Below are 26,288 nucleotides of genomic sequence, written 5' to 3' on the forward strand. Positions count from 1 at the left end.
AGATATGAGCAAGATTAAAGATTATTTAAAAGTAGCACCGGCGTTTGGTTATTTCTTACGCGTTTTTAAGAAGGACAAAGACGGTAAATATCCAACGAGCACCAATCTTAAAATGATGCATGGCATCAATAAGATTTCCATTGTGATGTTCGGTGTATGTGTGATCGTGTTGATTTATCGCTATTTCTTTAGAGGGTATTAAAAACGAATCATTGCCATGGATTTAGAATCTTTCAGAGCATACTGTTTGGCGAAAAAAGGAGTGACAGAAGAGTTGCCCTTTGGACCTGATACACTTGTTTTTAAAGTCATGGGAAAAGTATTTGCATTGAGCCCCTTAGACGAACTAGATTTACGTATAAGTCTAAAAAACACCCCCGAAAAAAACCTCGAATTAAGAGCAGAACATCCGGGTATTCAAGGTGCATTTCACATGAATAAGAAGCATTGGAGCATGTTTTTAATGATAGAGGGCGTTCCTTCTAAAGTGCTTATTGAAAGTGTGGATGATTCTTATGATTTGGTGGTAGCTGGTCTCACAAAAAAGGTTCAGGCGGAGTTGGAAGCCTTGTGAGCTGATGTTGGATATTTGACAATAGAGCTCATCCGTATGAGCTTTGGTTCAAATTCCCAATTTCACTTTCATTAATCTCAAAAGTACCGTAGGGACGAAATATCGGTAAAAGGACTTTTGCCCTTACGTATTCACTGACTAAAGCAACTCGAAGCGACGACCGGGGTACTCCAAATCAGAGCTAAAAGTACAACACCGCATTAACAAGTTAAAAAACACCTTCATGTCTCTCCTATTCGTTTACGGTACTTTGATGAAAAAATGCAAACCCAATGAATGGTCTCGATTTCTTCAAGAAAACGCCACATATGTAGGCGAAGCCATTGTAAAAGGAAAACTATATCGCATTGATTTTTATCCCGGTTTGATCAAAGCAGACGGAACTGTTTATGGCGAAGTTTATCAGCTACAAGAACCCACACTTTCATTACCAAAACTTGACGAATACGAAGACTTTCGTCCGGAGAATTTAGACGATTCTTTATATCTCCGGGAGAGAAACATGGTAAGCCTTTTAGAAAGTGAAAAAGAGAAAGAATGCTGGATTTATTATTATAATAAATCAGTAAAACCTTACGAAGAAATATTTTCAGGTAAGTTTACCCATTGATAATCTTTCTATAGACTTCCGTTTTGTCTGGGTCTAAGCCGGAGAGTAACAAAAATGCCTTTTGTTTATTTTCTCTACTTCCTTCAGAAAATATATTGACAAACTCTAATGCTTTTGCATCAAAAAAAGCATTGATAAGTACAGAGTTAGGCCTAAGTGTTACAATATTTTGAATGATTTCTAAAAGCTTTAAGACCTCTTCCCTACCCTTTTCTGGTTCTCTGCCAAAATCGTCTAAGACCAATCTGTGGTACTTATAAAAGCTTTCTCTGTATTGACTTAACTGTTGATTTTGAAGGTTTTCTACTAGAAAATATCTATTCCTTTTCGAATTCTGAGTTTGTGACCAACCCGATCCTGCATTGGCCGAAAGCGTTACTAAGTTATACAAACGCTGAATATAAGGAGAGCCCCCCATCTCACTGAAAGAATCATAATCTACCGCAAGAGCCATTAGACTATAATAAGCGGCCAAAGCCGTAATATTACTGGTATATGACTGCTCATTAAAAACCATTTGACGTTCTGTCGGCTGATAAGAAAAGCTGAATTCTTGGTCTACATATTGTAAAGTAACCGACTTATATTCTGTACCATAAATAGGTCTAGTTACCTGAAACTGAGCATTACCACTAAAAAAGTTCTGTGTCGTAGACTGCATCAATGTGATTATAAGACTGCATTCCACCTTCTCGTTCATGTTGAAATTATCTGTAGTCCACCTGGTGTTATTCATAAACTGCTGAATCTGCGTTTGCATATCTTGAAACAAGCTCGGATCGTACTGCACCGTAGATTTCATTTGTTGAAAGTTTATCTCCACCCTAGCATCAAGTTCTTGAGCCATGGAAGACATACTGACTAAAAAAAGAAAGAGTATTTTTTTCAACATCTTATATTAGTTAAAACAGCTTTTACTTCGTTTAAAATATCTAACGCAACGGCATCTTTTGATTTCAATTCGAAATCCTTAATCTCCCCATTCCTATGCACCACCTTGATTTTATTGGTATCATAACGGAATCCTGCACCCTTATCTTGTAAAGAATTAAGCACGATAAAGTCAAAATTCTTTTTCTCTAGTTTTTTTGAGGCATTTTCTAGGGCATCATTGGTTTCCAAAGCGAAACCAACCGTTACTTGATGGCTCTTTTTGAGCGAAGCCAAACTTCCTGCGATATCCAGCGTTCTTTCTAAGGCTATGGAAAGGTCATCTTCTTTTTTCTTAAGCTTAATGTCCGATATTTCTTTTGCGGCATAATCTGCTACAGCGGCCACATAAATGATGATATCTGCCCCACCAAAAAGCCCTTTAGTAACCTCATACATTTGTTGGGCAGATTTAACTTGTGTAGTTTCAATATTCAATGGAACTGGAATATTTACGGGCCCAGAAACCAAATTAACCATGGCACCCGCATTTCTGAAGGCTTTAGCAATGGCATACCCCATTTTTCCAGAAGAATGATTACTAATAAACCGCACAGGGTCTATAGCCTCTTGTGTAGGACCTGCAGTAATTAAAACCCTTTTGTTTTTAAGGGCTTCATCTAAACCAAACTGGCTTTCTATAAACTCATAAATATGTTCTGGCTCTGCCAATCTTCCCTGACCTTCTAAGCCACTGGCTAGCTCACCACTTTCTGCTTCAATTATGGCATTTCCATAAGATGCTAGAAGCTTAAGATTTTTTAGTGTGCTGCCATGTTTATACATATCCAAATCCATGGCGGGAGCAAAAATTACAGGGCATTTGGCTGACAAATACGTAGCCACTAATAAATTATCACAAATTCCATGAGCACATTTTGCTAGGGTATTGGCTGAAACCGGAGCCACCACCATGATATCTGCCCATAAGGCCAATTCCACATGGTTATTCCATTCCCCTTCCTTTCCTGCTGTAAAATCGGTAAGGACTGGATTTTTAGATAAAGTACTTAAAGTTAATGAGGAAATAAATTCTTTGGCGGCAGCCGTCATTATCACTTTAACTTCCGCCCCAGATTTGGTAAGTAATCTCACCAAAAAAGCAGACTTATAGGCTGATATACTGCCTGTTACTCCTAATAATATTTTTTTACCTTCTAACAATTTTCTTTTATTCTATGATAACAAAATTAGCCTTTTAACAGTAAATAGCCTTACTTAATGAAAATCTCTTAGTACTTTTCTGGCAGTCCTTCATGAAAACAATATTATTCTCTAGTTTTAAATAATGAAAAAACTCTTCTCTAACCTTACCTTCTGGGTATTGACTGCTATTGCTTCAGGAGCTCTTTTAGGTCACTTTTCACCTGATTCTGGAATTCAAGCCAAAGTACTCGGCGACGGATTTATCCAAATAGTAAAACTGTTTATTTTACCCATTATTTTTTTAACCATTTCTCTGGGAATCAGTGGAATGGGAGACTTAAAAAAAGTAGGAAAAGTAGGTGGGAAAGCCTTATTATACTTTGAAATAGTAACCACATTTGCCCTTGTTATTGGTATCGTTGTCGCCTATCTCATTGAGCCTGGTTCTGGCGTAACAGGTGAAACCACTGGTGCTAATGTGCAGCAGTTTGCAGATAAGGCGGAAGCAGGGTTTAGCTGGATGGCTTTCTTCCAAGACAATAAAACCATTCAGGTTTTACTCTTTTCAATTCTCTTTGGCGTTTTCTTGAGTAAATATAAAAACAGCAAACCCATTACTGATTTCTTAACTAAAATATCCAAAGTGGTATTTAAGGCTTTGCACTGGGTTATGCTTTTTGCTCCGATTGGAGCTTTTGGTGGAATGGCTTATACCATCGGAAAATACGGTTTAGATTCCCTCATTCCTTTGGGCAAATTGATGATTTCCGTTTATGTCACTATGGCCATTTTTATATTTGTGATTCTGGGTCAAATTCTAAGATATTATAAAATTAGCTTGTGGGGATTTTTGAAATACATCAGAGAAGAATTACTGATTGTTTTAGGAACATCTTCTTCCGAAGCCGCCTTACCTTCTCTCATGGAAAAGCTGGAAAGAATGGGCTGTTCTAAGCCCGTAGTGGGCTTGGTTGTACCAGCAGGGTATTCTTTTAATTTGGACGGCACCACCATATACTTATCCATGGCCACTTTGTTTCTAGCCCAAGTTTATGATGTTCATTTATCTATTGAGCAGATGCTCACCGTGATCGGAATTTTGATGGTAACATCGAAAGGGGCCGCAGGTGTAACAGGAAGTGGTTTTGTAGTATTGGCCTCTACCTTAACGGCCTTAAAAGTAATTCCATTAGAAGGATTAGCCCTCCTTTTAGGTGTAGATAGATTTATGTCTGAAGCTAGAGCCATCACTAATTTTATAGGCAATGGTGTAGCCACAATATTCTTAGCCAATAATGAAAAGGAATTTGACCGAGACAAAATGCTTTATGCTTTTGGCCATTTAGACGAAACCGAAGATATATTTAAAGATAACCTGAACAATTAACATGTCATGAAAACCGCGATAAAGTCTTTCTGTGTCTTACTTATTTTAGTTGGCCTTTGTTTTCTTTATATTTTAAATTCAAGCGGTTTTTTCAGGACAATAAAACCTCATTTTGATGGTAGGGTGGAAGAAATAAGTTCACCAGCTGGCGTGGAAGACCTCACCATTGACCAGTCTAACGGTCAAGTTTACTTTTCTGCTTCAGATAGAAGAGAACCCCTAAAAACGGGTGAACTTTATACTTGCAATGCAAATGACGAAGGCGTCGAATTGGTTTCTTTACGTGCTTCGGAGAAAAACCCAGATTTCAGACCACATGGTATTTCCTTGCTTCAGAAATATGGAAATAACTATTTGTTTGCCATTTCGCATGAAGGAGCCGACAGTTTTGTTTATCGCTTCCAGATTGAAGGCGATAGTATATTGAATCAAAGAAAGTTTTCACATCCAGAAATGTTTATTAGTCCAAACGACTTGGTAGCCATAGACACGGCCACGTTTTATTTAACTAACGACCATGGCATGAAAAATGGTTTGGAAAGTAAAATCAAAGACTTATTATTAGATAAAAATGGCTATGTAGTGCTTTATAAAAATGGTGAAGCACATCAAGTCAGTCAAAAAATGGCCTACGCCAATGGTATCAATGTATCTCCAAATGGCAAGTATCTTTATGTCTCCAGCACCTCAGAAGGGATGCTCTATATTTACGAAAACAGTCCAACAGGTGAGCCTCTAAAAATGGTGGATTCTAAATTCGCAGCAACGGGTTTGGATAACATTGAAATGGACATAGATGGTAATTTAATCATAGGGGCACACCCGAAACTTTTGAAATTTCTAAGCCACAAAAAAAGTAAAGCCAATAGAAGTCCCTCACAAATTCTTAAAATAGTCTATCTTCCAGAAACCGATTATAAATTTCTACAAGAAGAACTTTATCTTAATAATGGAGACCCGCTCTCAGGAAGTAGTGTTGGAGCTTTTTACCTCAAAAAAGATGGCAAAAATGACTTATTTGTAGGTTCAGTCTTTGAACCAAAAATCTTAAGGCTCCATAGAAATCTGTAAAGCAGAGGCACAGAACTTAGGTTTTAATGTCAAAATCTGGGTGGGTCAGAAAGCAAATCCTATGCAAAATGACTCAATTTTTAGCTTCTTTTAGTATTGACAAACTTTGAATGTATAACTTGCTTCCAAATTCATCCTTATAATAAATGGACAAAAATCAAAATTTAAAAAACGAAGCTTTATTATATCATTCTAAAGGGAAACCTGGTAAGATCGAGGTAATACCTACAAAGGAATATGCAAATCAAAGAGACTTGTCTTTGGCATACTCTCCAGGAGTAGCAGTTCCTTGTTTGGCCATCGCCGAAAATAAAGAAGACGTCTATAAATATACTGCCAAGGGAAATCTTGTGGCTGTTATAAGTAATGGTACAGCCGTTTTAGGACTTGGAGATATTGGCCCTGAGGCCAGTAAGCCCGTCATGGAAGGAAAGGGTCTTCTCTTTAAAATTTATGCAGATATTGATGTTTTTGATATAGAACTTAATACAACAAACGTAGAAGAGTTTATCAGGACCGTTAAAATCATGGAGCCTACTTTTGGCGGTGTAAACCTGGAAGATATTTCTGCTCCGGACTGTTTTGAAATAGAAGAAAGATTAAAAGAAGAATTAGATATTCCTGTGATGCATGACGACCAACATGGCACAGCGATTATTTCAGCAGCAGCATTAAAAAATGCTTTGGAAATTGTAAATAAAGATATTTCCAAAGTAAAGATTATTGTAAACGGAGCAGGAGCTTCGGCAGTTTCTTGTAGTAAGTTATACATGTCTTTAGGTGCATCTAAGGAGAACGTCTTTATGTTTGACAGTAAAGGCCTTATTCACCCTTCCAGAGAAAACCTAACCGGTAAAAAAATCGATTTTGTAAACGACAATATGGATGCTTCTACCACACTAAGCGAAGCCGTAAATGGAGCAGACGTATTTATTGGACTTTCTAGAGGCGGCGTTTTAAGCAAAGAAATGGTTAAAACCATGGCTAAAGACTGTATCGTTTTCGCTATGGCAAACCCAGACCCAGAAATTACTTACGAAGACGCCACTAGTGTAAGAGAAGATATTATCATGGCTACAGGTCGTTCAGATTATCCAAACCAAGTTAATAATGTATTGGGCTTTCCTTATATATTTAGAGGAGCACTGGACGTAAGGGCTAAAGAAATTAACGAGGCCATGAAACTGGCGGCAGTTCATGCATTGGCTGATTTGGCCAAAAAGCAAGTACCTGAAATGGTGAATCTAGCCTACGGAACAGACAACTTGATTTTTGGGAAAGACTATATTATTCCAAAACCCGTGGACCCAAGACTGTTAACCTCTGTGGCTCCCGCAGTGGCGAAAGCCGCTATGGATTCAGGTGTAGCTAAAAGCCCCATTAAGGACTGGGATGAATATGAACTACAACTATCCAAAAGACTTGGACAAGATAACAGTTTAACCAAAATCATTCATAATAAAGCAAAACAGAACCCAAAACGTGTTGTTTTTGCAGACGCTGAAGACCTTTCAGTTTTAAAGGCTGCTCAAGAAGTTGTAAACGAAGGTTTAGCCATTCCTATTCTCTTAGGAAACAAAGAGACTATTCGCCAAATAATAGAAAACAATAGTCTTGATTTAGGAGGTGTTGAAATATTAGATCCTACCAATGCGGATCCTAAAATATTAAATGAATACGGTCAGCAGTTTTACGATCTAAGAAAAAGAAAAGGTTTTACGCATGATGAAGCTCATAGCATCATGAAACGTCGAAGTTATTTTGGGGCTATGATGGTTAAAAACGGTGCGGCAGATGCTATGATTGGTGGTCAAACCAGAAACTATCCAGAAACCATTAGACCTGCTCTTCAAATCATAGGAAAACGCCCAGGTTTAAGGAAAGTGTCTGGAATGTATATTTTAATGAGCCGTTTTGGTCCATTATTCTTAGCAGATACCACGATTAATTTTGACCCTTCCGTGGAAGAACTGGTAGAAATAGCAGAATTGGCGGCAGAAGAAGTAAGAAAATTCAATATTACGCCTAGAATCGCCTTCCTAACTTATTCTAATTTCGGTTCGGTAGCAAATGGCCCTGCTCCTATTAGGATGCGAACTGCGGTAGCAGAATTAAAGAAAAAATATCCTGATTGGATAGTGGATGGCGAAATGCAAGCTCACCTGGCCTTCGACCATGAGCTGCTAAAAACCAATCATCCTTTTAGCGATTTGGCCAACGGTAGTGCCAATACGTTTATTTTTCCTAACCTTTCTGCTGCAAACATCGCTTATAATATGGTGAAAGAAATTGCCAATATTGAAAAGATAGGACCGATAATAATGGGACTAAAAAAACCTGTAAAAATATTGCAAATGGGAGCATCAGTAAGAGAGATTGTTAACATGGTATCTTTGGCGGTAGTAGATGCCCAGAGAAGTGAATAAGTAATGGCTAGAGTATCCATCATTACGGTTACTTATAATGCAGAGGCTGTCTTAGAACGAACTATTAAAAGCGTTTTAAGACAGTCTTTTCTCGATTTTGAGTATATCATTGTAGACGGAGCGTCTAAAGACAGTACACCTGCTATATGTAAACAATACACCTCTGTTATAGACATTTTTCAGTCTGAAAAAGATAAAGGTATATACGATGCCATGAATAAAGGTCTATCTCTAGCAAATGGCGATTTCGTATGGTTTATCAACGCTGGGGATGAAATAGCTGAAGACAATACGCTGGATCATATATTTTCTAAAACCACCCCTCAAACGGACCTCATTTACGGTGATTCTTACTTTGTAAATGATCAAGGAACAATTAGAGGTTTAAGGTCTGACCTCACCCCTCACAAACTTAAACCTGAAATTAGCTGGAAAGATCTCCGATTCGGAATGCTGGTGTCGCATCAATCTTTATTGGTACATAAAAACATTGCACCAAAATACATTTTAAGAAATCTTAGTGCTGATGTTGACTGGGAAATAAACTGCTTTAAAGCATCCAAAAAACAGCTTTTTATAGATAAAGCCATTTCAAGGTTCTTAGAGGGTGGTATCTCAAATCAGCAACTAGAAAAGTCGTTACATGATAGATTTAAAGTATTAAAAAATCACTTTGGTCTTTTCCCTACCCTTTATCATCACCTGTTCATTCTTTTAAGGGGATTGAAAAAAATAGCCACCAACAAAGGTAAATACTGGTAGTTAGCCGAGCATCATGATATCTGGAACAGCGATAGTCTTATAAGAGGTAAAACCTTCACCATATTTGACGCCTATTTTATGCCCCATCTCTCTAGATCTGGCTTCCAGAAAGTCCAAGAAGTCTGGTGAAGAGATATAGCTTTGAGGATCCGCACTATTAGGGTCGTAAAACTGACTTCCAAAAGCCCTTATAGCCTTATCCTTAATATCCCAAAAGTCGGTGATATCTACCACAAAATCAGGCTCAATGTATTTATCCTGAATATAATGATAAAGATGTTTTGGTCTCCACTCTTTTTGCAGCGAGCCGTCCTCATTAAAAGTAGGCACCATTCTTAAACCAGAATAAAAACAAGCATCTACAGCCAATGCACTAGACCTTCCATGATCTGGATGTCTGTCTTCAATGGCATTTGCAAATACTATTTCTGGTTGGTATTTTCTTATAACCTGCATCAATTTTAACTGATGCTCTTCGTCATTCTTAAAAAAGCCATCTCTAAAGCGTAGGTTTTCTCTGGCAGAAAGTCCCATAATTACTGCAGAATCTGCAGCTTCTTGGTCTCTTATTTCGGCAGAACCTCTGGTTCCTAGTTCGCCTCTTGTAAAATCTACAATTCCGACTTTATAACCTGCGGCAATGTGCTTGACGATAGTTCCGCTACATCCTAACTCTGCATCGTCTGGATGCACCGCCATTACCAAAATATCCAGTTTTACGGCCATTCTTATTTTACTCTAATTCTTACGCCCACATATAGTTTTTTGTAGGAGCTAATTTTATTAAGACTACAAATCTCAGACACGGTAGTACCGTAGCTTCTTGCTATTTTAGAGAGATTATCACCCGGCTTTACTCTGTACCACACTTTTTGTACAATTTCTACTGGGGTTTCATCTTCAAAGTCGTCGGCAAAATCTTCAGCAGCTCCATCCACATCAATGGTAGGCTCCATTTCTTCATCCACTTGGGAAGCGTCCACATCTCCTAAAGCCACTCTTGGAGAGCCTCCTCTTAGATAATTATACATTTTTGAGGTCATCAAAAACTCTTGCATTCTAATCTGCGTGTCGTCTCTTTTAAAATCAAAAATATTTCCAGCATCAAAAGGGGTGCCTTCATATCTTGTTTCAAAATGTAAATGAGAACCAGAACTTCTTCCTGTATTTCCTCCGCGGCCTATTTCGTCACCCGCTTTCACTACAGTATTGATAGGGAAATTCAGTTTAGACATGTGACCATAAACGGTCTCTAAACCATTATAGTGACGAATCACGACAGCTCTACCAAAGGCTCCTTTATAAGACGAGATCCTGATGACACCATCAAAAGCAGCATAAACGGGATCGCCTGTTTCCAAATCAATATCTGTTCCCCTGTGCCACCTACCCCATCTAAATTTAAAATGTGAAGTAACCGGACAGTGGTCTAATGGTGGAGCCCAATATCTCCCTTTGGTAAGATCGTACAGCTTAATCTGCACTACGTCTGTAAACTCCTTTGGATTAATACCATAAGGGTTGACATATTCATTGTCCCAGATGGAGAAATAACTGGCAATCTTCACCATTTCATCCGTTCCAGGAAAACGAGCCTCTTCTTCTATTTCCACAATCATAAGTTCACCTTCGTCTATTGAACTGGTGTCTTCATGAATGTTTTTATTCAGTCTTTTTATGGGCTCTATTTCTACCATGCCACCACTAAATGACTGGTTTCCTTGATAGTCTGAAGGAGCTTGGTATTTTGTTTCTTTTTTCTCAAATGAATTTGAGAATCTCAGTTTTGGTTCTTCTTCAAATTGAAAGTCAACCTCGTTCTCAAAAGTTTCTGTGGCATCAGATTCTTCCACCTTGGGAGGTTCTTCGCCTTGTTTCTTTTGGAAAATTTTGGGGGCTTTAATTACTTTTCCATGCTCTCGCTGGGCATACGTAGATGTCACAGCAAAAAGAAAAACCAAAACCAAAAAAACTCTATACATCATATTTTATTCGTGACCTGCTAAATATCTTTCGGCATCCAAAGCTGCCATACATCCCGTTCCGGCTGCAGTAACCGCCTGGCGATAAATCTTATCCATAGCATCTCCGGAAGCAAAAACTCCTTCAACGTTTGTTTTTGAACTACCTTTTTCTGCGTTAATATAGCCCGTTTCGTCCAAATCAATCCATCCCTTAAAGATATCAGTATTTGGCTTATGACCAATAGCCACAAAGAACCCAGTAGCAGTAATAACTGACTCTTCCTTAGTTTTATTATTAACCACCTTCACTCCTTCTACCTCGTCTTTTCCTAGAATCTCTACGGTCGATGTATTAAACAAAACTTCAATATTGGCTGTGTTTAAAACACGGTTTTGCATGATAGTAGATGCTCTGAACTCATCACGTCTTACTAACATCGTCACTTTTTTACAAAGTTTAGACAAATAGTGAGCTTCTTCGCACGCAGTATCACCAGCTCCTACCACTACAACCTCTTGTCCACGATAAAAGAAACCGTCACAAACAGCACACGCCGAAACACCCATTCCATTTAATCTTGTCTCAGATTCTAATCCAAGCCATTTGGCAGAAGCACCCGTCGCGATGATGACAGACTTAGCAATAATTACTTTATTTTCATCAATTATAACCTTATGAGCCAGTGGCGTAGAAAAATCTACTGCCGTAGCCATACCATATCTATTGTCTAATCCGAAACGCTCTGCCTGAGCTCTAAACTCTTCCATCATGGCAGGTCCTTGAACTCCTTCTGGGTATCCAGGATAGTTTTCTACATCATTTGTAATAGTAAGCTGACCTCCTGGCTGCCCTCCTTGAAACATAACAGGCTTCAAACCAGCTCTTCCAGCATAAATAGCAGCAGTATATCCTGCAGGGCCAGAGCCCAAAATCAAAACTTCTACGTTCTCTTCAGTCATTCTCTTATTTTTAGTAATTGACAGTTTTACTAATTCTCAACAGTCCATTTGACCGCAAAGTTCGCCAAATAAATAAGGAATACAAAGCCAATACCGAATACAAAAGTAGCCCAAAAAGACTTCTTATAATTTAAGAAGAATGTTAATAATTATTAATAGAAATAAGCGTACTATTTCGAACTAATGAAAACCTTAATGTCTGTATTCTTTGAGGGTGAAACGATGAAAATAAATGATAATGTTCTTAGCCTCGCCCCAAGTGACAGTTAACGACTCCAACCATGTCACTTTGAAAGAAAAAACTAATATTAACCCGCTTTATGCATAAAGCAATCTCCCGATTTTATCGGGACCGTAGCTAAATTGCTTCCCATCGGCAAGCTCAGGGTAAACGCTATGCTAATTTTGTTTAATTATCTGATTAATTGCACTATAAAACTCATAACGATTCCTGACGCATAATCCGGAATTAAGCAGCTAATGTCAGTTTGAACAACAGACAAGCACCTCCTACAAGACATAGCTATACAGACCGCAAGATCTCAAATACGGGTGACTTAAATGCAAAACACTGTAAATGTTGAAAACATCATGTCACAAGACAAACGAAATTCTTTTAATTAATTCTTGAGCCTTTTCTTCCATAAACTCATGCTGCTTAAGAATTTTTGATGGCATCAGATAGTAGCATGAGTTTTTCAATGGTAACATGATCCATCACTACAATTTTCCACCATTTCGGGTTTTTATGGCTGTCTGGTACCAGACCGAATCGTTTGGCTACTTCATGGTCAATACAATGATTTTTAATGGTCACAATATTAGACATGGGATGGCGATAGTATTCAATTCCTAAATCGGCTAAATGCTCACAAAGCCATTGCGTTCTTCTTTGAAGGATATATATTTTTTCCGACCAACCGTACGGCCCATGTCTGCTTAGGATCATCCAAGTGGCAATCACATTTGCTCCAGAACGACTACCTATGAGGGTAAAGTCTTCTCCTTCTACATAACTGGCTTCCTCGGTATTCGCGTACTTCATAAATCCTTTACGAATCATAAAAACGCCAGTTCCATATGGAGCCTGAGCCATCTTATGGGCGTCTAAAGAGAACGAAGTAATCTTCTCATTTTTAAAGGTCAGTTGACTGTTCTCATCCGAAAAAGGATAATAGAAACCGCCATAAGCTCCATCTACATGCAGCTTATAAACACAACCTAAAGACTCTAATGGTTTAACAAAATCATTTACTTCATCCACAGAACCAAACATGGTTGTCATCATATTACATACTACGATGAAATATTTCTTTCCATCCTTTTGAGCCTGTTGGAGCACCTTGCTCAAGCCTTCATCTAAAACCTGACGGTCGTTTTCACCAACAGGTATCTTATAGACGGGAATCCCTAAAAGGTTACCAGCCTTATACATGGAATAGTGGCTGTCTTCACTGCATACAATACAGATTTCGTCTCTATCAGCATTTTCTTCCGCCATGAAGTAATTACGATAAATCCAGATGGCTTGAATATTTCCTTCCGTCCCACCTGAGGCTATATAGCCATCATTCTGTAGGGGCTCTCCTTGGAGAATATCTACAGAACATATTTCTATCAATTCTTTTTCTATTTCATGTGTGCCCGCAAAGGCCGTTTCTGATTTACCCAAAGTATGACAGCCAATATGATTGGGGTTTTGAACTAAACTGGTTATGAAGGGAGCATCTTTAAGAAATGTGGCGTCTTGGTTAAAGACTTTTTCATCGAGGTGCGTGGCAGGCATCCCTAAAAGGTTGGCCTCTTTGAAATTGATGTTTTGGGCTAAAGCACCAAATACCCTCGTTTTAATTTCTTCTTGTGATTTTTTCTTCCAATAAGTTTTCATTATTTTAGTTTCAAATGAATATCCGGTAACGCGATATCGGAGACTATAAAGGTACGTTTGTGTTCTAAAACGTGCAAAGGAAAAAGAGGTAGACTTGAGGCACTTAATAGGCGTGTTTTCTGGCAACAAATGGCAGCTCTTGTTTTACTTCCAGACCATTGCAACAATTTGATATCACTTTTATTGATTTTATAGTCTTAGAAAACAGAATACAAATGTTAAATGTTAGCGGTGTTTATTTAAATCTAGAACTCTATAAAAAAAGCAAAGTTTTTATAATCTGATTATTATAGTAAAAAATTAAGCCAAAAGAAAACTGATATAATAGGAGAGCAAAACATTGCTAATTCAAACTAGCAGCTAAAATTGTGACAAAAGAAAAACAATTTTATGTTTTTAAAATACCTTCGGAAAATGTTTGTCTATTTGGGGCTTTAACCATCTTTTTCGGAATGAATCAAGAACATAGAATTGCCTTCTGTACGGATTTCTCACCCAACGCCACAACGGCTTTAGAAAGTTTACTTTTTAGTATTTGGAATTATAATTTGGGCGTGGATATTATTCATCAGATAGAAGATAATGAAGAAGAATCCCTGCAAAAAATTGAGGAATTACGGGAAAGTTTAAAACACCACGAGGACCATAATGGACACATCCCTTTTTTTGTTTTTAAAGCCAATGAAAAGGATAAACTTTTAGAGCACTTAAATTCGGACAGATATATTTACGTGGAACTAGGTTTGAAAGGGAAAAGCCAAAGAAAAGGATTAGGTGGTTTTATTAAATCTATTTATACGCAAGTTGGAGAAGATGTTATTGTGGTTCCTCCTAAGCGAACTCAAAGCATAGACAATCGGTTTGCAATCCTTTTAGATAAAGAGCATATCGATTATTTATACCTGATACGGAGATATGCGAACTTTTTACAATTTAATTTTTGCAGGTTAACCATCATATTATAAAGTCTTCAGAAGCAACAAACACCAATGAACTTGAAGTCTATAAAAAACAAGTGTTAGAAATCATTCCTGGACTAAGTAATGAAATCCATATTCTTCCGGAGAAAGAATGCAGCAGTTTACTTTTAAGTATGTTGAAAGAAAAAAAACAAGACGTTTACGTTTTCTTTGCTAAGGATTACTTCAATGACTTAATTTTAAAGTTTCTAGAGGATAGTTTAACCAGTAACGAGTTTGATACACCTTGCGTGAGATTTTTCGCAAATCCTGAAAGAGTTGCAATGTATAAGACTCCTTCTGGAGATGAAGATATTGTTTGTTTAAAGGATTTCTAAGGGTAAAAAAAACTTAGCACACGGGCCTGCGGACCAACCATGAAGTGATTTTATTAATAATCTTATATGTAATCAACCGGCTAAATTGTCAAAGCTTACCCACTTTGAATCTTTTTGAGTCGTTTCCTAACAATTTCTGATTCTATCGTGGATTTTGACCTATAGTCGCCGAGGAATAAATTACACAGTCTACAATCACAAACATACTATACCTCAAATTCTTGATATTCATAGGCTTGTTTGACTTCCAATCCAACGTGGAATATTCTTTTTTAGGATAAATTAAATTTTATACATTTAATTTAATCAAATATACTCATGAAGAATTCAGCCCAATTATTAGCCCTTCTATTGCCTCTTATGACTCTTTTAACGGGTTGTGAAATTATTGGAGGTATTTTTAAAACCGGAATGCAGTTCGGTATTCTACTTGTATTTATTGCCCTCGGGGTTATTTTTTATCTCTTCAGCAAGATGCGTAAAAGGTAAAATACTTTTCACCGTTCCAATAATTTCTGAATGAGCATTTGATAGTCTTAATCGACATATGAAGTACAAAGACCTTATGCTAGACACTGGGGAGTGTATTTCAATAAAAAGCAGCGGAACTTGAACATGTTTTATTTTAAGCTTGCACTTTCATTTTGTTCCAAGTTTTCAACACGCATTAATATGGCTCCAAGTGCAACTTTATAATGCGATAATTCTTCCTTCTGTTTACTGATCATGCTTTGCTGCTCTTGCAAAGCTTTGATGAGCGGAGCGAAAAGGTCATTATATCTAACGGAATAGTAACCATCGGGACCCTTATTTAGCAAGCCTATTTCTTCCTCTGAGAAGCCATATTTTAGAAGAGTCACTTCCAGTTCTTGAGCAATTAGGCCAAACTCAACATCCTGATATTCGTTGTTTTTGCGATGGTAGCTCACGGGCTTGAGCTCATTTATAAAGTTTAAGCCCAGTGGAAGAGGTTTCACTTCCTCTTTCCATCTTTTGTCTGAAGTGATACTCCAAGCCACCTGTGTTTCGGCTGCTGAAATGGAGGTGTTGCCCATTCTTATTTTATTGCTAAAATTAACCTTTGCGTCAAATCCTATGGCGATGGTATTAGATAGGAAACCAGAAGTGACATCTGCTTGATTACCTATTGCCGTATGGTTACTTCCTTTTATGTTAGTATATAGAGCATTACGTCCACTCGCTACATTATTATTTCCAATACTGTTATTAAATAATGCACTGTCTCCAATGGCTGTGTTATAGCCTCCGCTAATATTTTGACTAAGAGCCACTGAACCCGTGGCTACATTTCCATGACCTGAAATATTATTTTCTAATGCCAGTAGGCCTATGGCTATATTATTACTCCCAGAACTGTTTGTTATTAAAGCTGCCGTGCCAATTACCGTGTTATAAACTCCATCAATATTACCCTCTAAAGCATCAACACCGACTGCTACATTCCCTTCGCCTACAGTGTTATAATACATAGCTCCAGAACCCAAAGCAGTGTTATTACTTCCTGTGGTGTTATCGCCCAATGCATACACACCAAATGCTGAGTTTCTGGAACCATAAGTGTTATGCAAAAGAGAGGTACTTCCAACTGCTGTATTACGAGATCCGGTAGTATTGTTTTGTAAGGATGACGAACCAACAGCTGTATTAAGAATACCATTATAAGGGCTTGATACTGTATTTGCCAAAGTATTTGGACCAAGAGCTACATTGCTCGAATCGGAGTCATTTCCACTTTTCTTAGATTTCAATCCATCTGGTGTAATGGTAATGGAGCCATCGATGGGGGTATTTGAATAGGATTGTATTTGAGCCTGTACCGTTAAACAAATCAGATAAAATGCAGTGATAATTAGGAAATTTCTCATAGAAAATATTTATTTTTTAGCATAAAAAAAGACCTTTCATGAAATAATTAATTTCACTTAGACCTTAAACCCGCTTTATGCATTAGGAAATCTCCCGCTAGCTATCGAGACCGTAACTAAATTGCTTCAAATCATTTCGTAAACCCATTTAAACTCAACCACCAGAGCCCTTCGACATAAGTTCAGGGTAAACGCTATGCTAATCTTGTTTAAATGTCTGATTTATTACACTTTAAAACTCATTACAATTCTCCAATGCATAAACCAGGTTAAAGTGCCTATTCCAAAAATAAAAATTCAATCCCACAAATATCCTTGATTTTGAAAGGTTTTATTTAAAGGTAATACCCTATTTTTCAGAAGTATAATAAAGCTTTCGCTATCAAATTATCATGCTCAAATCTGAAAATTTCCTTATTGTAAGCCTTCCTATCCCTAATAAAACCGCAACTCTATTCTTCTGTTTTTACTTCTGCCTTCATCGGTATCATTACTGGCAATAGGTTTATCCTCACCAAAACCCTTAGCCTTTACATTATCTTTACTTAATCCTTGCATAATGAGGTAATCCACCACAGACTGAGCACGTTTTCTAGAAAGCTCTGCATTACTCTCCTTTGTGCCCACGTCATCTGTATGACCAGAAATTTCCACTTTCAAACTTGGGTTTAGCCAAATTAGCTCCGATAATTTGCTCAGTTCCACCATAGATTCTGGTTTTAATTCCCAGCTAGCTTCATCAAAATAGATGTTATTCAATATCTCTATTTTTTCCTTGTCAATTTTCTCTAAACCCACTTCCAACTCCTTATTATTCCTTTTCTCGTCTGAACTAAAACTAAAAGACATGCTCTTGAAAAAGTACTGTGCTTGCTCCACATAAAGACCAAAATTGCCAGAAAAAGGCAACACGGCCAAATACGCTCCTGTTTCTGGATTAGCAGAAAAGGTGGATATAATCTCTTTCGTTTTTAAATCTATGAGTTGAATAGATGCTCCTAAAGGTTTTTTAGTTTTTGCATCAAATACATGCCCCTTCAGATAAAAAGTAGGGTCAAATTTCTCCTTGAGCTCTTTAGGAAGGTCAAATTGAAATAAACGAACATTCTCGCCTGATTCTTCGGAATAAAAAGCCTGCTTACCATCTGCCGAGATGACCAAAGCAAACTGGTCTGAACCATCGTTTATAGGGTACCCTAAATTAAAAGGCTCTGTGAAAGTCTTTTGCTCTTTATTGGTCAAGAAAAGATCAAAACCACCCAATCCAGAATGCCCTTGAGAAGCGAAAAACAAGCTGCTTCCATTGGCATGTAAGAAAGGAGATATTTCGTCTTTAGCGGTATTGATAATATTCCCTAGATTTTGGGCTTGCCCCCAAACATTCATTTCTCCCAGTTTACTGACATAAAGGTCCTTTCCTCCTGCTCCGCCATATCTATCAGAAGAAAAAACCAATAAGGTACCATCAGAAGATAAAGAGGCTTGCGAATCCCAAAAAGGAGAGTTGACATTTCCTCCCATATTTTGAGGTACAGACCAGCCATTATCCCCAAGTCTGGTGATAAAGAGGTCGCAACTTCCTAAACTCTCCCTACCTTCGCAGCTTGTAAAAACCATGGTTTTACCATCTGCAGAAATGGTACAGGTGCCCTCGTTATAGGCTGTATTGATAACTTCAGAAAGCCCCTTGGGGATAGACCACTGGTCGCCCACTTTATTTGAAACATAGATATCTTCGTCGCCTCCATTGGTTCTAGCGGTATAGTAAATGGATAAACCATCTGCCGTAAACGCCGGAAAATACTGTTTGTCTTTAAAGTTTAGTACATCAGGCATTGGGGTAGCTTTTATTGTCAAAGGGTTATCCAAAATATCAAGAGCAAACTCACAGTTTACGATTTGGCTTTTCAACTGGTCATAAGCTCTAGTCCCTTCTCTGGTCCTTTCCAAAGCCACAGACAAATAAGCTTTTGCTTTTTTATATTCGCTGGACTTAAGAAACTCGTTTCCCAAGAAAGTATAGGCCAAAACATAGTCTTTGTTTTCTGGTTCTAACTCCAATAGTTTTTGGTAATAAGTCTTTGCTTTTGGCAAATCTCTAGATGCATAGGCCATCTGCCCTAGTTTATAATATGCTAAAGTGTAGTCTGGTGCTCTTTCTAAGGTTTTGAGATAGTAATCCTCTGCATTGGCATAATCTCTTTTCTTGAAAGCCTCTTCTCCCCTTTCAAAAAAGCCCTGTGCCCTTTTATCTTGTGCATTGGCACCGAAAACTGCCAGAAAAATTAAAAGAAAAAGTATAATTTTTGATTTCATATAGCTCTATTGAAGGCTAACGCTGTAATTTTGTTTTTATTTTTTTATGCAAACACCATACCTAGGCATGATGCACTTTTATCAATTTTTTAAAGCTTTCCATATTATTGGTTTCGTTTCTTGGTTTGCGGGAATGTTCTATCTGGTAAGAATTTTTGTTTACCATACAGAGGCCGACGAAAAGCCAGAACATTTAAGAGCAGACTGGAAAGCTCAATTTACACAAATGTCTTGGAGAGTTTATAAAATCATTTGTAATCCGGCCATGATGATTACTTGGACCTTCGGTTTGCTGATGTTAATAAGTAATCCGGCCATTTTGAATCAAAATTGGATTAAAGTAAAGCTAGTGCTTTTGGTTCTACTGACTGGCTATCATTTATACTGCAAAGGCATCATCAAGAAGCAAGAATTGGGCTTAACCACTTATTCCTCTTTCCAGTTTCGTTTATTGAACGAATTACCAACGCTTTTCCTTGTTTCCATTGTACTATTAGCCGTCGTTAAGGATGTTATGAACTTTCTTTATCTCTTTCTTGGCGTGATGGCCTTTGGCTTTGTCTTATTCCTTATTGCCAAAGCTTATAAAAAAAGTAGAGGAAAATAAACATCTTTCATTTATTATTGAAAATTCAATTTATATAATTACAACTAGCCATGAATATAGAAAGTTTCAAAGCCATTAAATCTGAGAATGACCTATCCTCTGATATGCTTAAAAGTCTGTGGCAAGACCATCAAGGAAACTGGGAAAGGGCTCATGAAATAGCTCAAAAGAAAGAAGGAGATACAGACTATGACAGAATACACGCTTACCTGCACAGAAAAGAAGGAGATAAATTTAATGCTGGCTGGTGGTACCGACGCTTAAATTTACCCTACCCTACTATCTCCTTAGACCAAGAATGGGAAGAACTGGTACAGCAGTACCGTTAATACACGCTGCTCAAATCCAGTTATACGATGAGCGATATGGTCTGAAAAGTAGGCCATTAGCTTCTTCATCTCCTTTAAACACTTCTTTTTTGGCGTCCCATTTTAACTTTCTTCCTAGTTTCCAGGAAATGAGTCCTAAGTGCATGGGTAAAGTCATTTGACGAGCATAGGCCAGATTTGATTCCGGTTGCATTCTGCTTTTCACACTGTCTATAAAGTTTTGTTGGTGGCCGGGAGAGCGAGTGATGCTCATTGGAATGGCTTCTATATCTTTTAGTTTCTCGCCATTTATTATTAATTCTCTACTACCGTAATCGCACAATAGAGTACCTTTGGTTCCTTCAAAATAAGCTCCAATATGCTTGCCTTCTGCTCCCGGCACATTTGGAGCTTTGGAGGTCCATTGAATATCCAAGCCTTTAAATTTATAATCGATGGTAATACCAAGCGGTGTATCTCCAATGCCTGGACTTACTCTTCCATAAGCGGAAATAGATTTCAGTTTCTCAGGAGAAATACTCCACCAGACTATATCTGCTATGTGGCACCAAAAATCTTGAAATATGCCTCCAGAGTAATCCATAAAATATCTGTAAGTAAAATGACATCTTTCTGGATGGTAGTCTCTTTCTGGGGCTGGTCCCTGCCACATATCCCAATTTAATTCCTTCGGGACTTTTTGATAATTTGCTTTTTCAATCATCGGTGGCTCTCCTGCTTTCCAGAGTTTCACTTTCTTCACCTTTCCTATAGCTCCACCTTGAATCAGCTCCACCACCCTGTGATAATTATCTCCGGCATGTATTTGATTGCCAAGCTGAAAAATTCGCTTATGCTCATTCATAGAAGCAAGCATCATTTGCCCTTCTTTAACACTATAAGAAAGTGGCTTTTCTCCATAAACATCTTTACCCGCCTGAAAAGCCATAATGGCTACTTGGGCATGCCAATGGTCTGGTGTGGCACAGGTAATGGCGTCAATGTCTTTCCTATCTAGTATCCTTCTAAAATCATCATACGTATCAACCGTTTTATTAGGCTTGAGTTTTAATAAGACCTCTTTTGCCGTGGCAAGATGATTTGCATCTACATCGCAAAGAGCCGCAGTATCCACATTTGGAAGTTTGGCAAACCAATTTAAGTGATTGGTTCCCATGCCGTTTACTCCAATATGTGCCACCCTCACCCTATCACTGGGAGCCGTCCTGCTAAATAAATCTGGTATATATGTAAATGCAAAAGCAGACAGAGATGCTTTTTTAATAAATGCTCTTCTTGAGTCGTTGTTAATCATGGCTAGGGTTGAATTTGTTTTTAGTTTACTAAAATAAGTAATTTGTCCATAAACCCATTAGCAATTCCACCATTTCAAACCCAAAGCTTATAAAAAGTAAAACCCCAGAAATCTCCGGGGTATACATAATCATAACAGTTTTAAGGAAATCTAAAATCTTTATATCTATTGAGCGTATGCTTGAGCCACACCCTCATGTAATATTTCTCCGTTTACAATATTTAAGCCCTTTCTAAGCTCCGCATTTTCTTCCGTCGCTTTTTTCCAACCCTTATTGGCCAATTGAATGGCATAAGGTAAGGTGGCATTTGTTAAAGCACAGGTAGAAGTATATGGTACCGCACCTGGCATATTAGCCACGCAGTAATGCACCACATCATCTATCACAAAAGTAGGATCCTCGTGAGTTGTAGGTACACAAGTTTCTATACAGCCTCCTTGATCTACAGCCACGTCTATCAACACCGTACCAGGACGCATCTGCTTTAACATCGCTCTAGTAATAAGATTGGGAGCCTTGGCACCTGGAATTAAAACAGCCCCGATGATAAGATCGGCATCTTTTATTGCCTGTTCAATGTTCAGCTGATTAGATATAAGTGTACTCACATTGGCTGGAAGCACATCAGCAAGGTATCTCAATCTCTTAAGACTGATATCCATGATGGTGACTTCTGCTCCTAAACCTGCTGCCATTTTTGCGGCTTCTGTTCCTACCACACCACCTCCCAGAATCAAAACCTTGCCTCTAGGTGTACCGGCCACTCCGCCTAATAAAATCCCTCTTCCTTTTAAAGGCTTCTCCAGATATTTGGCTCCTTCCTGAACCGCCATCCTTCCAGCTACTTCTGACATTGGAATAAGTAAAGGCAAAGAACCATCGGCACTTTCTACGGTTTCATACGCTAAACACACGGCCTTGCTTTTAAGCATTGCACTGGTGAGTGTTTTAGAACTGGCAAAATGGAAATAGGTAAATAACAGTTGACCTTCTCTTATAAGATCATATTCTTGGGCTATCGGTTCTTTCACTTTTAGAATCATTTCCGCCTTAGCGTAAACATCTTCTATAGTTGGTAGAATCTCCGCACCTGCAGATAAATATTCCGCATCTTCAAAACCGCTACCCATTCCTGCAAGGGTTTGAATCAATACCCGATGCCCACGTTTCACTAGTTCAACAACACCCGCAGGAGTTAATGCTACCCTGTTTTCATTGTTTTTGATTTCTATTGGAACGCCGACTAGCATGTGCTGAATTTAGTTTTTAGAATTAAGAAGTTTTTGATGAAGTGTAATTGTGCCACAAAGATAAGTGAGGAGAATTATTTTTTTCATTAGTTAATAATTAAAGAATATTTTTATTTTTGAGACCTTAAAGAAAGAATAATATACTTTTTCAGAAGGTTTTTAATATCCTAAAAAGATTTTTTTTCTGAAAACAAATGGCTAAAAATGGACAGCACAGACATTAAAATCTTAAAGCTTCTTCAAAAGAATGCTCAAATGACCTACAAAGAGATTGCGGAAGAAATAAATCTTACGCAAACTCCCGTTTTTGACCGTATAAAAAGAATGGAAATTAGTGGCATTATTGAAAAATATGTCACCATACTAAACAGGAAGAAAGTAGGCACTTCCCTCACTGTTTTTAATCAGGTCACCATGACCAAGCAGACCCTTGAAATTTCACAGAAGTTTGATGAGGCTGTTGCAAAACTTCCAGAAGTGGTAGAATGTCATTTCGTTTCTGGAGGCTTTGATTACCTGTTAAAAATCATCGTACCTGACATGGAAACCTATCATAAGTTTCACCAGCTAAAGCTGTCTGTTATTCCTGGGGTGTCTTTAATTAACAGCTATTTCGTAATGTCCGAAGTAAAGAACACGACCGAAATACCATTATAAGTTTTAATCTAAAAATAAAACCTTTTCTCCTGCATCCACTCGGGCGTCTATATCGTTTTCAGAAGGAGGCACAGGGCAAACGAAGTTCACATTATAAACACAATAGAAATTATGAGCTTTGTTGAAATCTATCATCAGCTTATTATTGCTCGTTTTCTCAACATTAATGTACCTTCCTCCACCATAAGTTTCTTCGCCATTGGTGTTATCAGTAAATGGCAACAGGTAATGCTCGCCTTCGTCAAAAAGCATTAAACGATATTCCTTTCCTTCCACTTTGAAAACAGCATAGCCTATCATTTGTATTGGAGAGATACTTTGGTCTGTCATCACCATCGGGAAAGTCTGCTCTGAAGGACTAGATTCAAAATCTACAAATAGCTGCCAATGCTCCTTGGCATCAAAGTATCTAAAATCGTTAAAATCTTTTATGTCTGCTACAGGAGAATTCTCCATTCTGAGCATATTGTTCTTGTAAGACGCTCTATTACTTTTAAGTTCAGAAGCATAATCCTTCGGGCTCATGGTAAGAGAATAAATGGCCGCCAAAACGAAAACCAATGCTATACCCCACCTCACAAATTTATTTTTAAACATATATTCTAAACTTTTGAGCAAAATTAAGCATTATACCTTTTTAATTTGCCAATTCATATCCTAATGTATCTTGAAATTATGTTTACTGGAATAGTAGAAAGCCAATCTCGTGTTATTGCGATAAGTCAAAATGGAAGTAATAAGACTTTTATTTTTGAAAGTGATTTGGCCAAAGAACTCAAAGTTGACCAAAGCGTATCTCATAATGGTGTTTGCCTTACGGTAGAAAAAACAGCGGGTAACACCTATGAAGTCACCGCTATAGAAGAAACCTTGAATATAACCAATCTTGGAAGCCTTAGTGTAAACGACAAGGTCAACTTAGAGCGATGTCTTAAAGCAGATGGAAGATTTGATGGACATATCGTACAAGGACATGTGGACCAAGTAGCTCATTTAACTACTATAGAAAATAAAGACGGAAGTTATATCTTGAGTTTCTCTTTTGACCCTTCATTAGGAAACATTACCGTGGAAAAAGGCTCGATTTGCATCAATGGTGTTAGTCTAACCGTTTTTAACTCCACAGAAAGCACTTTTTCTGTAGCATTGATACCTTATACATGGGATCATACTAACCTTGGAGATTTGCTCATCGGTAGCACAGTTAATTTGGAATTTGATATTCTTGGGAAGTATATGCAGAAAATACTCCAAAATAAACTTAGCGTTTAAACTATAAAAGTTAGCACTTCTTTATCAATTTTAACGTTAATCGAAAGTTGGCTTGTTAATTGAATTCAAAAGCCATTATTTTGTTTTGAAACTAAATCATTTCTATGCCAAAACTTAGCACCGGTTCGAAAACTGACATTATGGTTCATATTGGAATCATTTTGGCGGCTGGTCTTGTACTTTTCTTCGCCTTCTTTTTCTTGTATTTACCGTGGACCACAAATCATAATGAAGAGATAGAAGTTCCTGACCTTAAAGGACTTACATTGGAAGAAACAGAAAAGGTATTGGATTCAAGAAATCTAGATTTTGAAGTTTCAGATTGCACTTTTGTGAATGGAAAACAACCACTTACCGTGTTTTCTCAGTATCCAAAAGAGCATTCAGGCGTTAAAGACGGCAGAAAAATATATTTGACCATTATCACCAATAAGGCTCCGAAAATTCAGGTGCCTAACGTGATTAATAGAAGTGAAAACTCTGCAAAAAACCTTTTGACCAGTATAGGCTTTTTAATAGCCACTACAGAATTTATTCCGGCCATAGAAAAGAATACGGTCTTAAGAATGAAGGCGGATGGAAAAGAATTGGTAGTGGGCACAAGTCTTGCAAAAGGGTCTAAAATCACGCTTGTGGTGGGAGATGGATACGGAAACACCACTGTCATGGTACCTGAACTAAGCGGACTGACTTATGATGAAGCTGATATCTTAATAAACGGCTCTTCTTTAAATATAGGCAGTATTTTATACGACAACACGAGCAATGCCCCCGCTGGCACAGTGGTAAGGCAAAGGCCAGATGCCGGAGTTAACCTCAGAACTGGGGATGCTGTAAACATTTGGATTTCGGGAAGTGAAGGAGAAAACTTAAACCAGTAAAAATTACAATGGACGACAATAACGACATTAGCGTAAAAGAGCTAAAAGAAATGATAGAAAGTGGCGAGTCATTCCACTTTTATGATGTTAGAAACGAAGACGAGTACGAAGAAGACAACTTGGGTGCTAAACTAATTCCTTTAGGAGAACTTCAAGAAAGAGTGGACGAGCTAGAAGCTATAAAGGGAGAGCACATTTACATCCATTGCAGAAGCGGTGCCAGAAGTGGTAGAGCAAAGCAATATCTAGAAATGGAAGGCTATGAAAACGTACATAACGTTATAGGAGGAATTTTAGCTTTTAGAGAGCTTTAAAGCTTACTTTTTATCTTTACTATCAAGAACAATAGTCATGGGTCCGTCATTTGTGAGTGCTACATTCATATCTGCTCCAAACTCCCCAGACTGAATTTCTTTTGACAAAGAAGCACCTAAAAGACTTAATACATATTCATAAAGGGGAATAGCCTGTTCTGGCCTAGCGGCAGAAATAAAAGAGGGTCTATTCCCTTTTTTTGTGGAAGACTGTAAACTAAACTGACTAATCAGCAGGATATTTCCTTCTACTTGAGAAATATCCAAATTAAGCTTGTCGTCTTGGTCAGAGAATATTCTCATTCCAATTATTTTCTTACAAAGCCATTCGGCATCTTCTTGAGTATCCTCTTGGGCTATGCCCAGCAAAACCATAAAACCAATGCCAATCTCTCCTTTAACTATATCGTTAATTTTTACCGAAGCCTCGGTAACACGTTGAATAACTGCAATCATTAAATTTCTA

General features: G+C 37.8%; 28 protein-coding genes. 16 read left to right on the top strand and 12 right to left on the bottom strand.

Annotation, left to right across the window (positions count from 1 at the left end; translation table 11 throughout):
* Window positions 1–4: 4 nt before the first annotated feature.
* The 3 genes from ACSBFT_RS07380 to ACSBFT_RS07390 all read left to right on the top strand — a co-directional run bounded on the left by ACSBFT_RS07380 (window position 5) and on the right by ACSBFT_RS07390 (window position 1,184).
* A complete protein-coding gene (locus ACSBFT_RS07380; RefSeq protein WP_463046211.1) occupies window positions 5–202 on the top strand; it encodes a DUF6728 family protein in 198 nt (65 codons plus the stop codon).
* A 15-nt stretch (window positions 203–217) separates the two neighbouring features.
* The gene (locus ACSBFT_RS07385; RefSeq protein WP_489604106.1) at window positions 218–574 is read left to right on the top strand and encodes an MmcQ/YjbR family DNA-binding protein; all 357 of its coding nucleotides are present in this window, start codon (window positions 218–220) and stop codon (window positions 572–574) included.
* 223 nt (window positions 575–797) lie between these two features.
* On the top strand, window positions 798–1,184 hold the full coding sequence (locus tag ACSBFT_RS07390) for a gamma-glutamylcyclotransferase family protein (protein WP_489604107.1): 387 nt from the start codon (window positions 798–800) through the stop codon (window positions 1,182–1,184).
* On the opposite strand, the gene porD is transcribed toward ACSBFT_RS07390, so the two are convergent.
* Window positions 1,174–2,076 (bottom strand): type IX secretion system protein PorD, encoded by a 903-nt coding sequence (gene porD / locus ACSBFT_RS07395; RefSeq protein WP_463046214.1) that lies wholly within the window; start codon window positions 2,074–2,076, stop codon window positions 1,174–1,176. The two genes, ACSBFT_RS07390 and porD, sit on opposite strands and share 11 nt — an antisense overlap.
* Window positions 2,070–3,278 (bottom strand): bifunctional phosphopantothenoylcysteine decarboxylase/phosphopantothenate--cysteine ligase CoaBC, encoded by a 1,209-nt coding sequence (coaBC, locus tag ACSBFT_RS07400; protein ID WP_489604108.1) that lies wholly within the window; start codon window positions 3,276–3,278, stop codon window positions 2,070–2,072. The genes porD and coaBC overlap by 7 nt, the downstream gene beginning before the upstream one ends.
* A gap of 124 nt (window positions 3,279–3,402) precedes the next feature.
* On the opposite strand from coaBC, the gene dctA reads away from it, so the two are divergent.
* The 4 genes from dctA (at window position 3,403) to ACSBFT_RS07420 (ending at window position 8,906) form a co-directional block, all read left to right on the top strand.
* Complete coding sequence (dctA, locus tag ACSBFT_RS07405) at window positions 3,403–4,647, top strand: C4-dicarboxylate transporter DctA (RefSeq protein ID WP_463046216.1); 1,245 nt, start codon at window positions 3,403–3,405, stop codon at window positions 4,645–4,647.
* 6 nt (window positions 4,648–4,653) lie between these two features.
* The gene (locus ACSBFT_RS07410; RefSeq protein ID WP_489604109.1) at window positions 4,654–5,718 is read left to right on the top strand and encodes an SMP-30/gluconolactonase/LRE family protein; all 1,065 of its coding nucleotides are present in this window, start codon (window positions 4,654–4,656) and stop codon (window positions 5,716–5,718) included.
* 146 nt (window positions 5,719–5,864) lie between these two features.
* Window positions 5,865–8,144, top strand: a complete 2,280-nt coding sequence (locus tag ACSBFT_RS07415) for an NADP-dependent malic enzyme (protein ID WP_489604110.1) — start codon at window positions 5,865–5,867, stop codon at window positions 8,142–8,144.
* A 3-nt stretch (window positions 8,145–8,147) separates the two neighbouring features.
* A complete protein-coding gene (locus tag ACSBFT_RS07420; RefSeq protein ID WP_489604111.1) occupies window positions 8,148–8,906 on the top strand; it encodes a glycosyltransferase family 2 protein in 759 nt (252 codons plus the stop codon).
* Here the strand turns inward: ACSBFT_RS07420 and bshB1 are convergent, their stop codons facing one another.
* The 4 genes from bshB1 to ACSBFT_RS07440 form a co-directional block, all read right to left on the bottom strand.
* Window positions 8,907–9,632: a bacillithiol biosynthesis deacetylase BshB1 gene (gene bshB1, locus ACSBFT_RS07425; protein ID WP_489604112.1), complete on the bottom strand. Its 726-nt coding sequence runs from the start codon at window positions 9,630–9,632 to the stop codon at window positions 8,907–8,909.
* A gap of 2 nt (window positions 9,633–9,634) precedes the next feature.
* Window positions 9,635–10,891: a peptidoglycan DD-metalloendopeptidase family protein gene (locus ACSBFT_RS07430; protein WP_489604113.1), complete on the bottom strand. Its 1,257-nt coding sequence runs from the start codon at window positions 10,889–10,891 to the stop codon at window positions 9,635–9,637.
* A gap of 3 nt (window positions 10,892–10,894) precedes the next feature.
* Window positions 10,895–11,830: a thioredoxin-disulfide reductase gene (gene trxB, locus ACSBFT_RS07435; protein ID WP_489604114.1), complete on the bottom strand. Its 936-nt coding sequence runs from the start codon at window positions 11,828–11,830 to the stop codon at window positions 10,895–10,897.
* A gap of 658 nt (window positions 11,831–12,488) precedes the next feature.
* On the bottom strand, window positions 12,489–13,718 hold the full coding sequence (locus ACSBFT_RS07440; RefSeq protein ID WP_489604115.1) for a pyridoxal phosphate-dependent decarboxylase family protein: 1,230 nt from the start codon (window positions 13,716–13,718) through the stop codon (window positions 12,489–12,491).
* 368 nt (window positions 13,719–14,086) lie between these two features.
* Here ACSBFT_RS07440 and ACSBFT_RS07445 point away from each other — a divergent pair, with 368 nt between their 5' ends.
* From ACSBFT_RS07445 to ACSBFT_RS07455, 3 genes are all read left to right on the top strand, one after another.
* Window positions 14,087–14,683: a hypothetical protein gene (locus ACSBFT_RS07445; protein WP_489604116.1), complete on the top strand. Its 597-nt coding sequence runs from the start codon at window positions 14,087–14,089 to the stop codon at window positions 14,681–14,683.
* Window positions 14,659–15,015: a hypothetical protein gene (locus ACSBFT_RS07450; RefSeq protein ID WP_489604117.1), complete on the top strand. Its 357-nt coding sequence runs from the start codon at window positions 14,659–14,661 to the stop codon at window positions 15,013–15,015. Before ACSBFT_RS07445 ends, ACSBFT_RS07450 begins: the two co-directional genes overlap by 25 nt.
* Before the next feature lie 318 nt (window positions 15,016–15,333).
* The gene (locus ACSBFT_RS07455) at window positions 15,334–15,504 is read left to right on the top strand and encodes a hypothetical protein (protein ID WP_463044404.1); all 171 of its coding nucleotides are present in this window, start codon (window positions 15,334–15,336) and stop codon (window positions 15,502–15,504) included.
* Between the two features lie 131 nt (window positions 15,505–15,635).
* On the opposite strand, the gene ACSBFT_RS07460 is transcribed toward ACSBFT_RS07455, so the two are convergent.
* A complete protein-coding gene (locus tag ACSBFT_RS07460; RefSeq protein WP_489604118.1) occupies window positions 15,636–16,901 on the bottom strand; it encodes a tail fiber domain-containing protein in 1,266 nt (421 codons plus the stop codon).
* Window positions 16,902–17,336: 435 nt separating this feature from the next.
* On the bottom strand, window positions 17,337–19,217 hold the full coding sequence (locus ACSBFT_RS07465; protein WP_489604119.1) for an OmpA family protein: 1,881 nt from the start codon (window positions 19,215–19,217) through the stop codon (window positions 17,337–17,339).
* Window positions 19,218–19,263: 46 nt separating this feature from the next.
* Here ACSBFT_RS07465 and hemJ point away from each other — a divergent pair, with 46 nt between their 5' ends.
* Window positions 19,264–19,824, top strand: a complete 561-nt coding sequence (gene hemJ / locus ACSBFT_RS07470; protein WP_489604120.1) for a protoporphyrinogen oxidase HemJ — start codon at window positions 19,264–19,266, stop codon at window positions 19,822–19,824.
* Window positions 19,825–19,874: 50 nt separating this feature from the next.
* Window positions 19,875–20,153 carry a hypothetical protein gene (locus ACSBFT_RS07475; protein WP_489604121.1) on the top strand — a complete coding sequence of 93 codons (279 nt, stop codon included), beginning with the start codon at window positions 19,875–19,877 and terminating at the stop codon, window positions 20,151–20,153.
* A 10-nt stretch (window positions 20,154–20,163) separates the two neighbouring features.
* On the opposite strand, the gene ACSBFT_RS07480 is transcribed toward ACSBFT_RS07475, so the two are convergent.
* Both ACSBFT_RS07480 and ald read right to left on the bottom strand, forming a co-directional pair.
* A complete protein-coding gene (locus ACSBFT_RS07480; RefSeq protein WP_489604122.1) occupies window positions 20,164–21,447 on the bottom strand; it encodes a Gfo/Idh/MocA family protein in 1,284 nt (427 codons plus the stop codon).
* A 165-nt stretch (window positions 21,448–21,612) separates the two neighbouring features.
* The gene (ald, locus tag ACSBFT_RS07485) at window positions 21,613–22,698 is read right to left on the bottom strand and encodes an alanine dehydrogenase (RefSeq protein ID WP_489604123.1); all 1,086 of its coding nucleotides are present in this window, start codon (window positions 22,696–22,698) and stop codon (window positions 21,613–21,615) included.
* A gap of 204 nt (window positions 22,699–22,902) precedes the next feature.
* Here ald and ACSBFT_RS07490 point away from each other — a divergent pair, with 204 nt between their 5' ends.
* Window positions 22,903–23,355 (top strand): Lrp/AsnC family transcriptional regulator, encoded by a 453-nt coding sequence (locus ACSBFT_RS07490; RefSeq protein ID WP_463044397.1) that lies wholly within the window; start codon window positions 22,903–22,905, stop codon window positions 23,353–23,355.
* Between the two features lie 3 nt (window positions 23,356–23,358).
* On the opposite strand, the gene ACSBFT_RS07495 is transcribed toward ACSBFT_RS07490, so the two are convergent.
* Window positions 23,359–23,952, bottom strand: a complete 594-nt coding sequence (locus ACSBFT_RS07495; RefSeq protein WP_489604124.1) for a DUF1684 domain-containing protein — start codon at window positions 23,950–23,952, stop codon at window positions 23,359–23,361.
* Window positions 23,953–24,030: 78 nt separating this feature from the next.
* Between ACSBFT_RS07495 and ACSBFT_RS07500 the strand changes: the two genes are divergently transcribed.
* The 3 genes from ACSBFT_RS07500 (at window position 24,031) to ACSBFT_RS07510 (ending at window position 25,822) form a co-directional block, all read left to right on the top strand.
* On the top strand, window positions 24,031–24,627 hold the full coding sequence (locus ACSBFT_RS07500; protein ID WP_489604125.1) for a riboflavin synthase: 597 nt from the start codon (window positions 24,031–24,033) through the stop codon (window positions 24,625–24,627).
* A 104-nt stretch (window positions 24,628–24,731) separates the two neighbouring features.
* Window positions 24,732–25,508, top strand: coding sequence for a PASTA domain-containing protein (locus ACSBFT_RS07505; protein WP_463044395.1), 777 nt, complete (start codon window positions 24,732–24,734; stop codon window positions 25,506–25,508).
* Between the two features lie 8 nt (window positions 25,509–25,516).
* Complete coding sequence (locus ACSBFT_RS07510) at window positions 25,517–25,822, top strand: rhodanese-like domain-containing protein (RefSeq protein WP_463044394.1); 306 nt, start codon at window positions 25,517–25,519, stop codon at window positions 25,820–25,822.
* Window positions 25,823–25,825: 3 nt separating this feature from the next.
* On the opposite strand, the gene dtd is transcribed toward ACSBFT_RS07510, so the two are convergent.
* A complete protein-coding gene (gene dtd, locus ACSBFT_RS07515; RefSeq protein ID WP_489604126.1) occupies window positions 25,826–26,278 on the bottom strand; it encodes a D-aminoacyl-tRNA deacylase in 453 nt (150 codons plus the stop codon).
* Window positions 26,279–26,288: the final 10 nt, after the last annotated feature.

It is taken from the genome of Arcticibacterium sp. SM2516 (assembly GCF_057914865.1).

What these genes read in the sequence shown, in the direction of transcription:
- ald (WP_489604123.1), bottom strand. Translation starts at nt 22,698, where the DNA reads ATGCTAGTCGGCGTTCCAATAGAAATCAAAAACAATGAAAACAGGGTA.
- dctA (WP_463046216.1), top strand. Translation starts at nt 3,403, where the DNA reads ATGAAAAAACTCTTCTCTAACCTTACCTTCTGGGTATTGACTGCTATT.
- ACSBFT_RS07505 (WP_463044395.1), top strand. Translation starts at nt 24,732, where the DNA reads ATGCCAAAACTTAGCACCGGTTCGAAAACTGACATTATGGTTCATATT.
- ACSBFT_RS07415 (WP_489604110.1), top strand. Translation starts at nt 5,865, where the DNA reads ATGGACAAAAATCAAAATTTAAAAAACGAAGCTTTATTATATCATTCT.
- dtd (WP_489604126.1), bottom strand. Translation starts at nt 26,278, where the DNA reads ATGATTGCAGTTATTCAACGTGTTACCGAGGCTTCGGTAAAAATTAAC.
- ACSBFT_RS07430 (WP_489604113.1), bottom strand. Translation starts at nt 10,891, where the DNA reads ATGATGTATAGAGTTTTTTTGGTTTTGGTTTTTCTTTTTGCTGTGACA.
- ACSBFT_RS07380 (WP_463046211.1), top strand. Translation starts at nt 5, where the DNA reads ATGAGCAAGATTAAAGATTATTTAAAAGTAGCACCGGCGTTTGGTTAT.
- ACSBFT_RS07440 (WP_489604115.1), bottom strand. Translation starts at nt 13,718, where the DNA reads ATGAAAACTTATTGGAAGAAAAAATCACAAGAAGAAATTAAAACGAGG.
- ACSBFT_RS07465 (WP_489604119.1), bottom strand. Translation starts at nt 19,217, where the DNA reads ATGAAATCAAAAATTATACTTTTTCTTTTAATTTTTCTGGCAGTTTTC.
- ACSBFT_RS07480 (WP_489604122.1), bottom strand. Translation starts at nt 21,447, where the DNA reads ATGATTAACAACGACTCAAGAAGAGCATTTATTAAAAAAGCATCTCTG.
- ACSBFT_RS07455 (WP_463044404.1), top strand. Translation starts at nt 15,334, where the DNA reads ATGAAGAATTCAGCCCAATTATTAGCCCTTCTATTGCCTCTTATGACT.
- ACSBFT_RS07490 (WP_463044397.1), top strand. Translation starts at nt 22,903, where the DNA reads ATGGACAGCACAGACATTAAAATCTTAAAGCTTCTTCAAAAGAATGCT.
- ACSBFT_RS07460 (WP_489604118.1), bottom strand. Translation starts at nt 16,901, where the DNA reads ATGAGAAATTTCCTAATTATCACTGCATTTTATCTGATTTGTTTAACG.
- ACSBFT_RS07390 (WP_489604107.1), top strand. Translation starts at nt 798, where the DNA reads ATGTCTCTCCTATTCGTTTACGGTACTTTGATGAAAAAATGCAAACCC.
- porD (WP_463046214.1), bottom strand. Translation starts at nt 2,076, where the DNA reads ATGTTGAAAAAAATACTCTTTCTTTTTTTAGTCAGTATGTCTTCCATG.
- trxB (WP_489604114.1), bottom strand. Translation starts at nt 11,830, where the DNA reads ATGACTGAAGAGAACGTAGAAGTTTTGATTTTGGGCTCTGGCCCTGCA.
- ACSBFT_RS07475 (WP_489604121.1), top strand. Translation starts at nt 19,875, where the DNA reads ATGAATATAGAAAGTTTCAAAGCCATTAAATCTGAGAATGACCTATCC.
- ACSBFT_RS07385 (WP_489604106.1), top strand. Translation starts at nt 218, where the DNA reads ATGGATTTAGAATCTTTCAGAGCATACTGTTTGGCGAAAAAAGGAGTG.
- hemJ (WP_489604120.1), top strand. Translation starts at nt 19,264, where the DNA reads ATGCAAACACCATACCTAGGCATGATGCACTTTTATCAATTTTTTAAA.
- bshB1 (WP_489604112.1), bottom strand. Translation starts at nt 9,632, where the DNA reads ATGGCCGTAAAACTGGATATTTTGGTAATGGCGGTGCATCCAGACGAT.
- ACSBFT_RS07495 (WP_489604124.1), bottom strand. Translation starts at nt 23,952, where the DNA reads ATGTTTAAAAATAAATTTGTGAGGTGGGGTATAGCATTGGTTTTCGTT.
- ACSBFT_RS07500 (WP_489604125.1), top strand. Translation starts at nt 24,031, where the DNA reads ATGTTTACTGGAATAGTAGAAAGCCAATCTCGTGTTATTGCGATAAGT.
- ACSBFT_RS07420 (WP_489604111.1), top strand. Translation starts at nt 8,148, where the DNA reads ATGGCTAGAGTATCCATCATTACGGTTACTTATAATGCAGAGGCTGTC.
- ACSBFT_RS07410 (WP_489604109.1), top strand. Translation starts at nt 4,654, where the DNA reads ATGAAAACCGCGATAAAGTCTTTCTGTGTCTTACTTATTTTAGTTGGC.
- ACSBFT_RS07510 (WP_463044394.1), top strand. Translation starts at nt 25,517, where the DNA reads ATGGACGACAATAACGACATTAGCGTAAAAGAGCTAAAAGAAATGATA.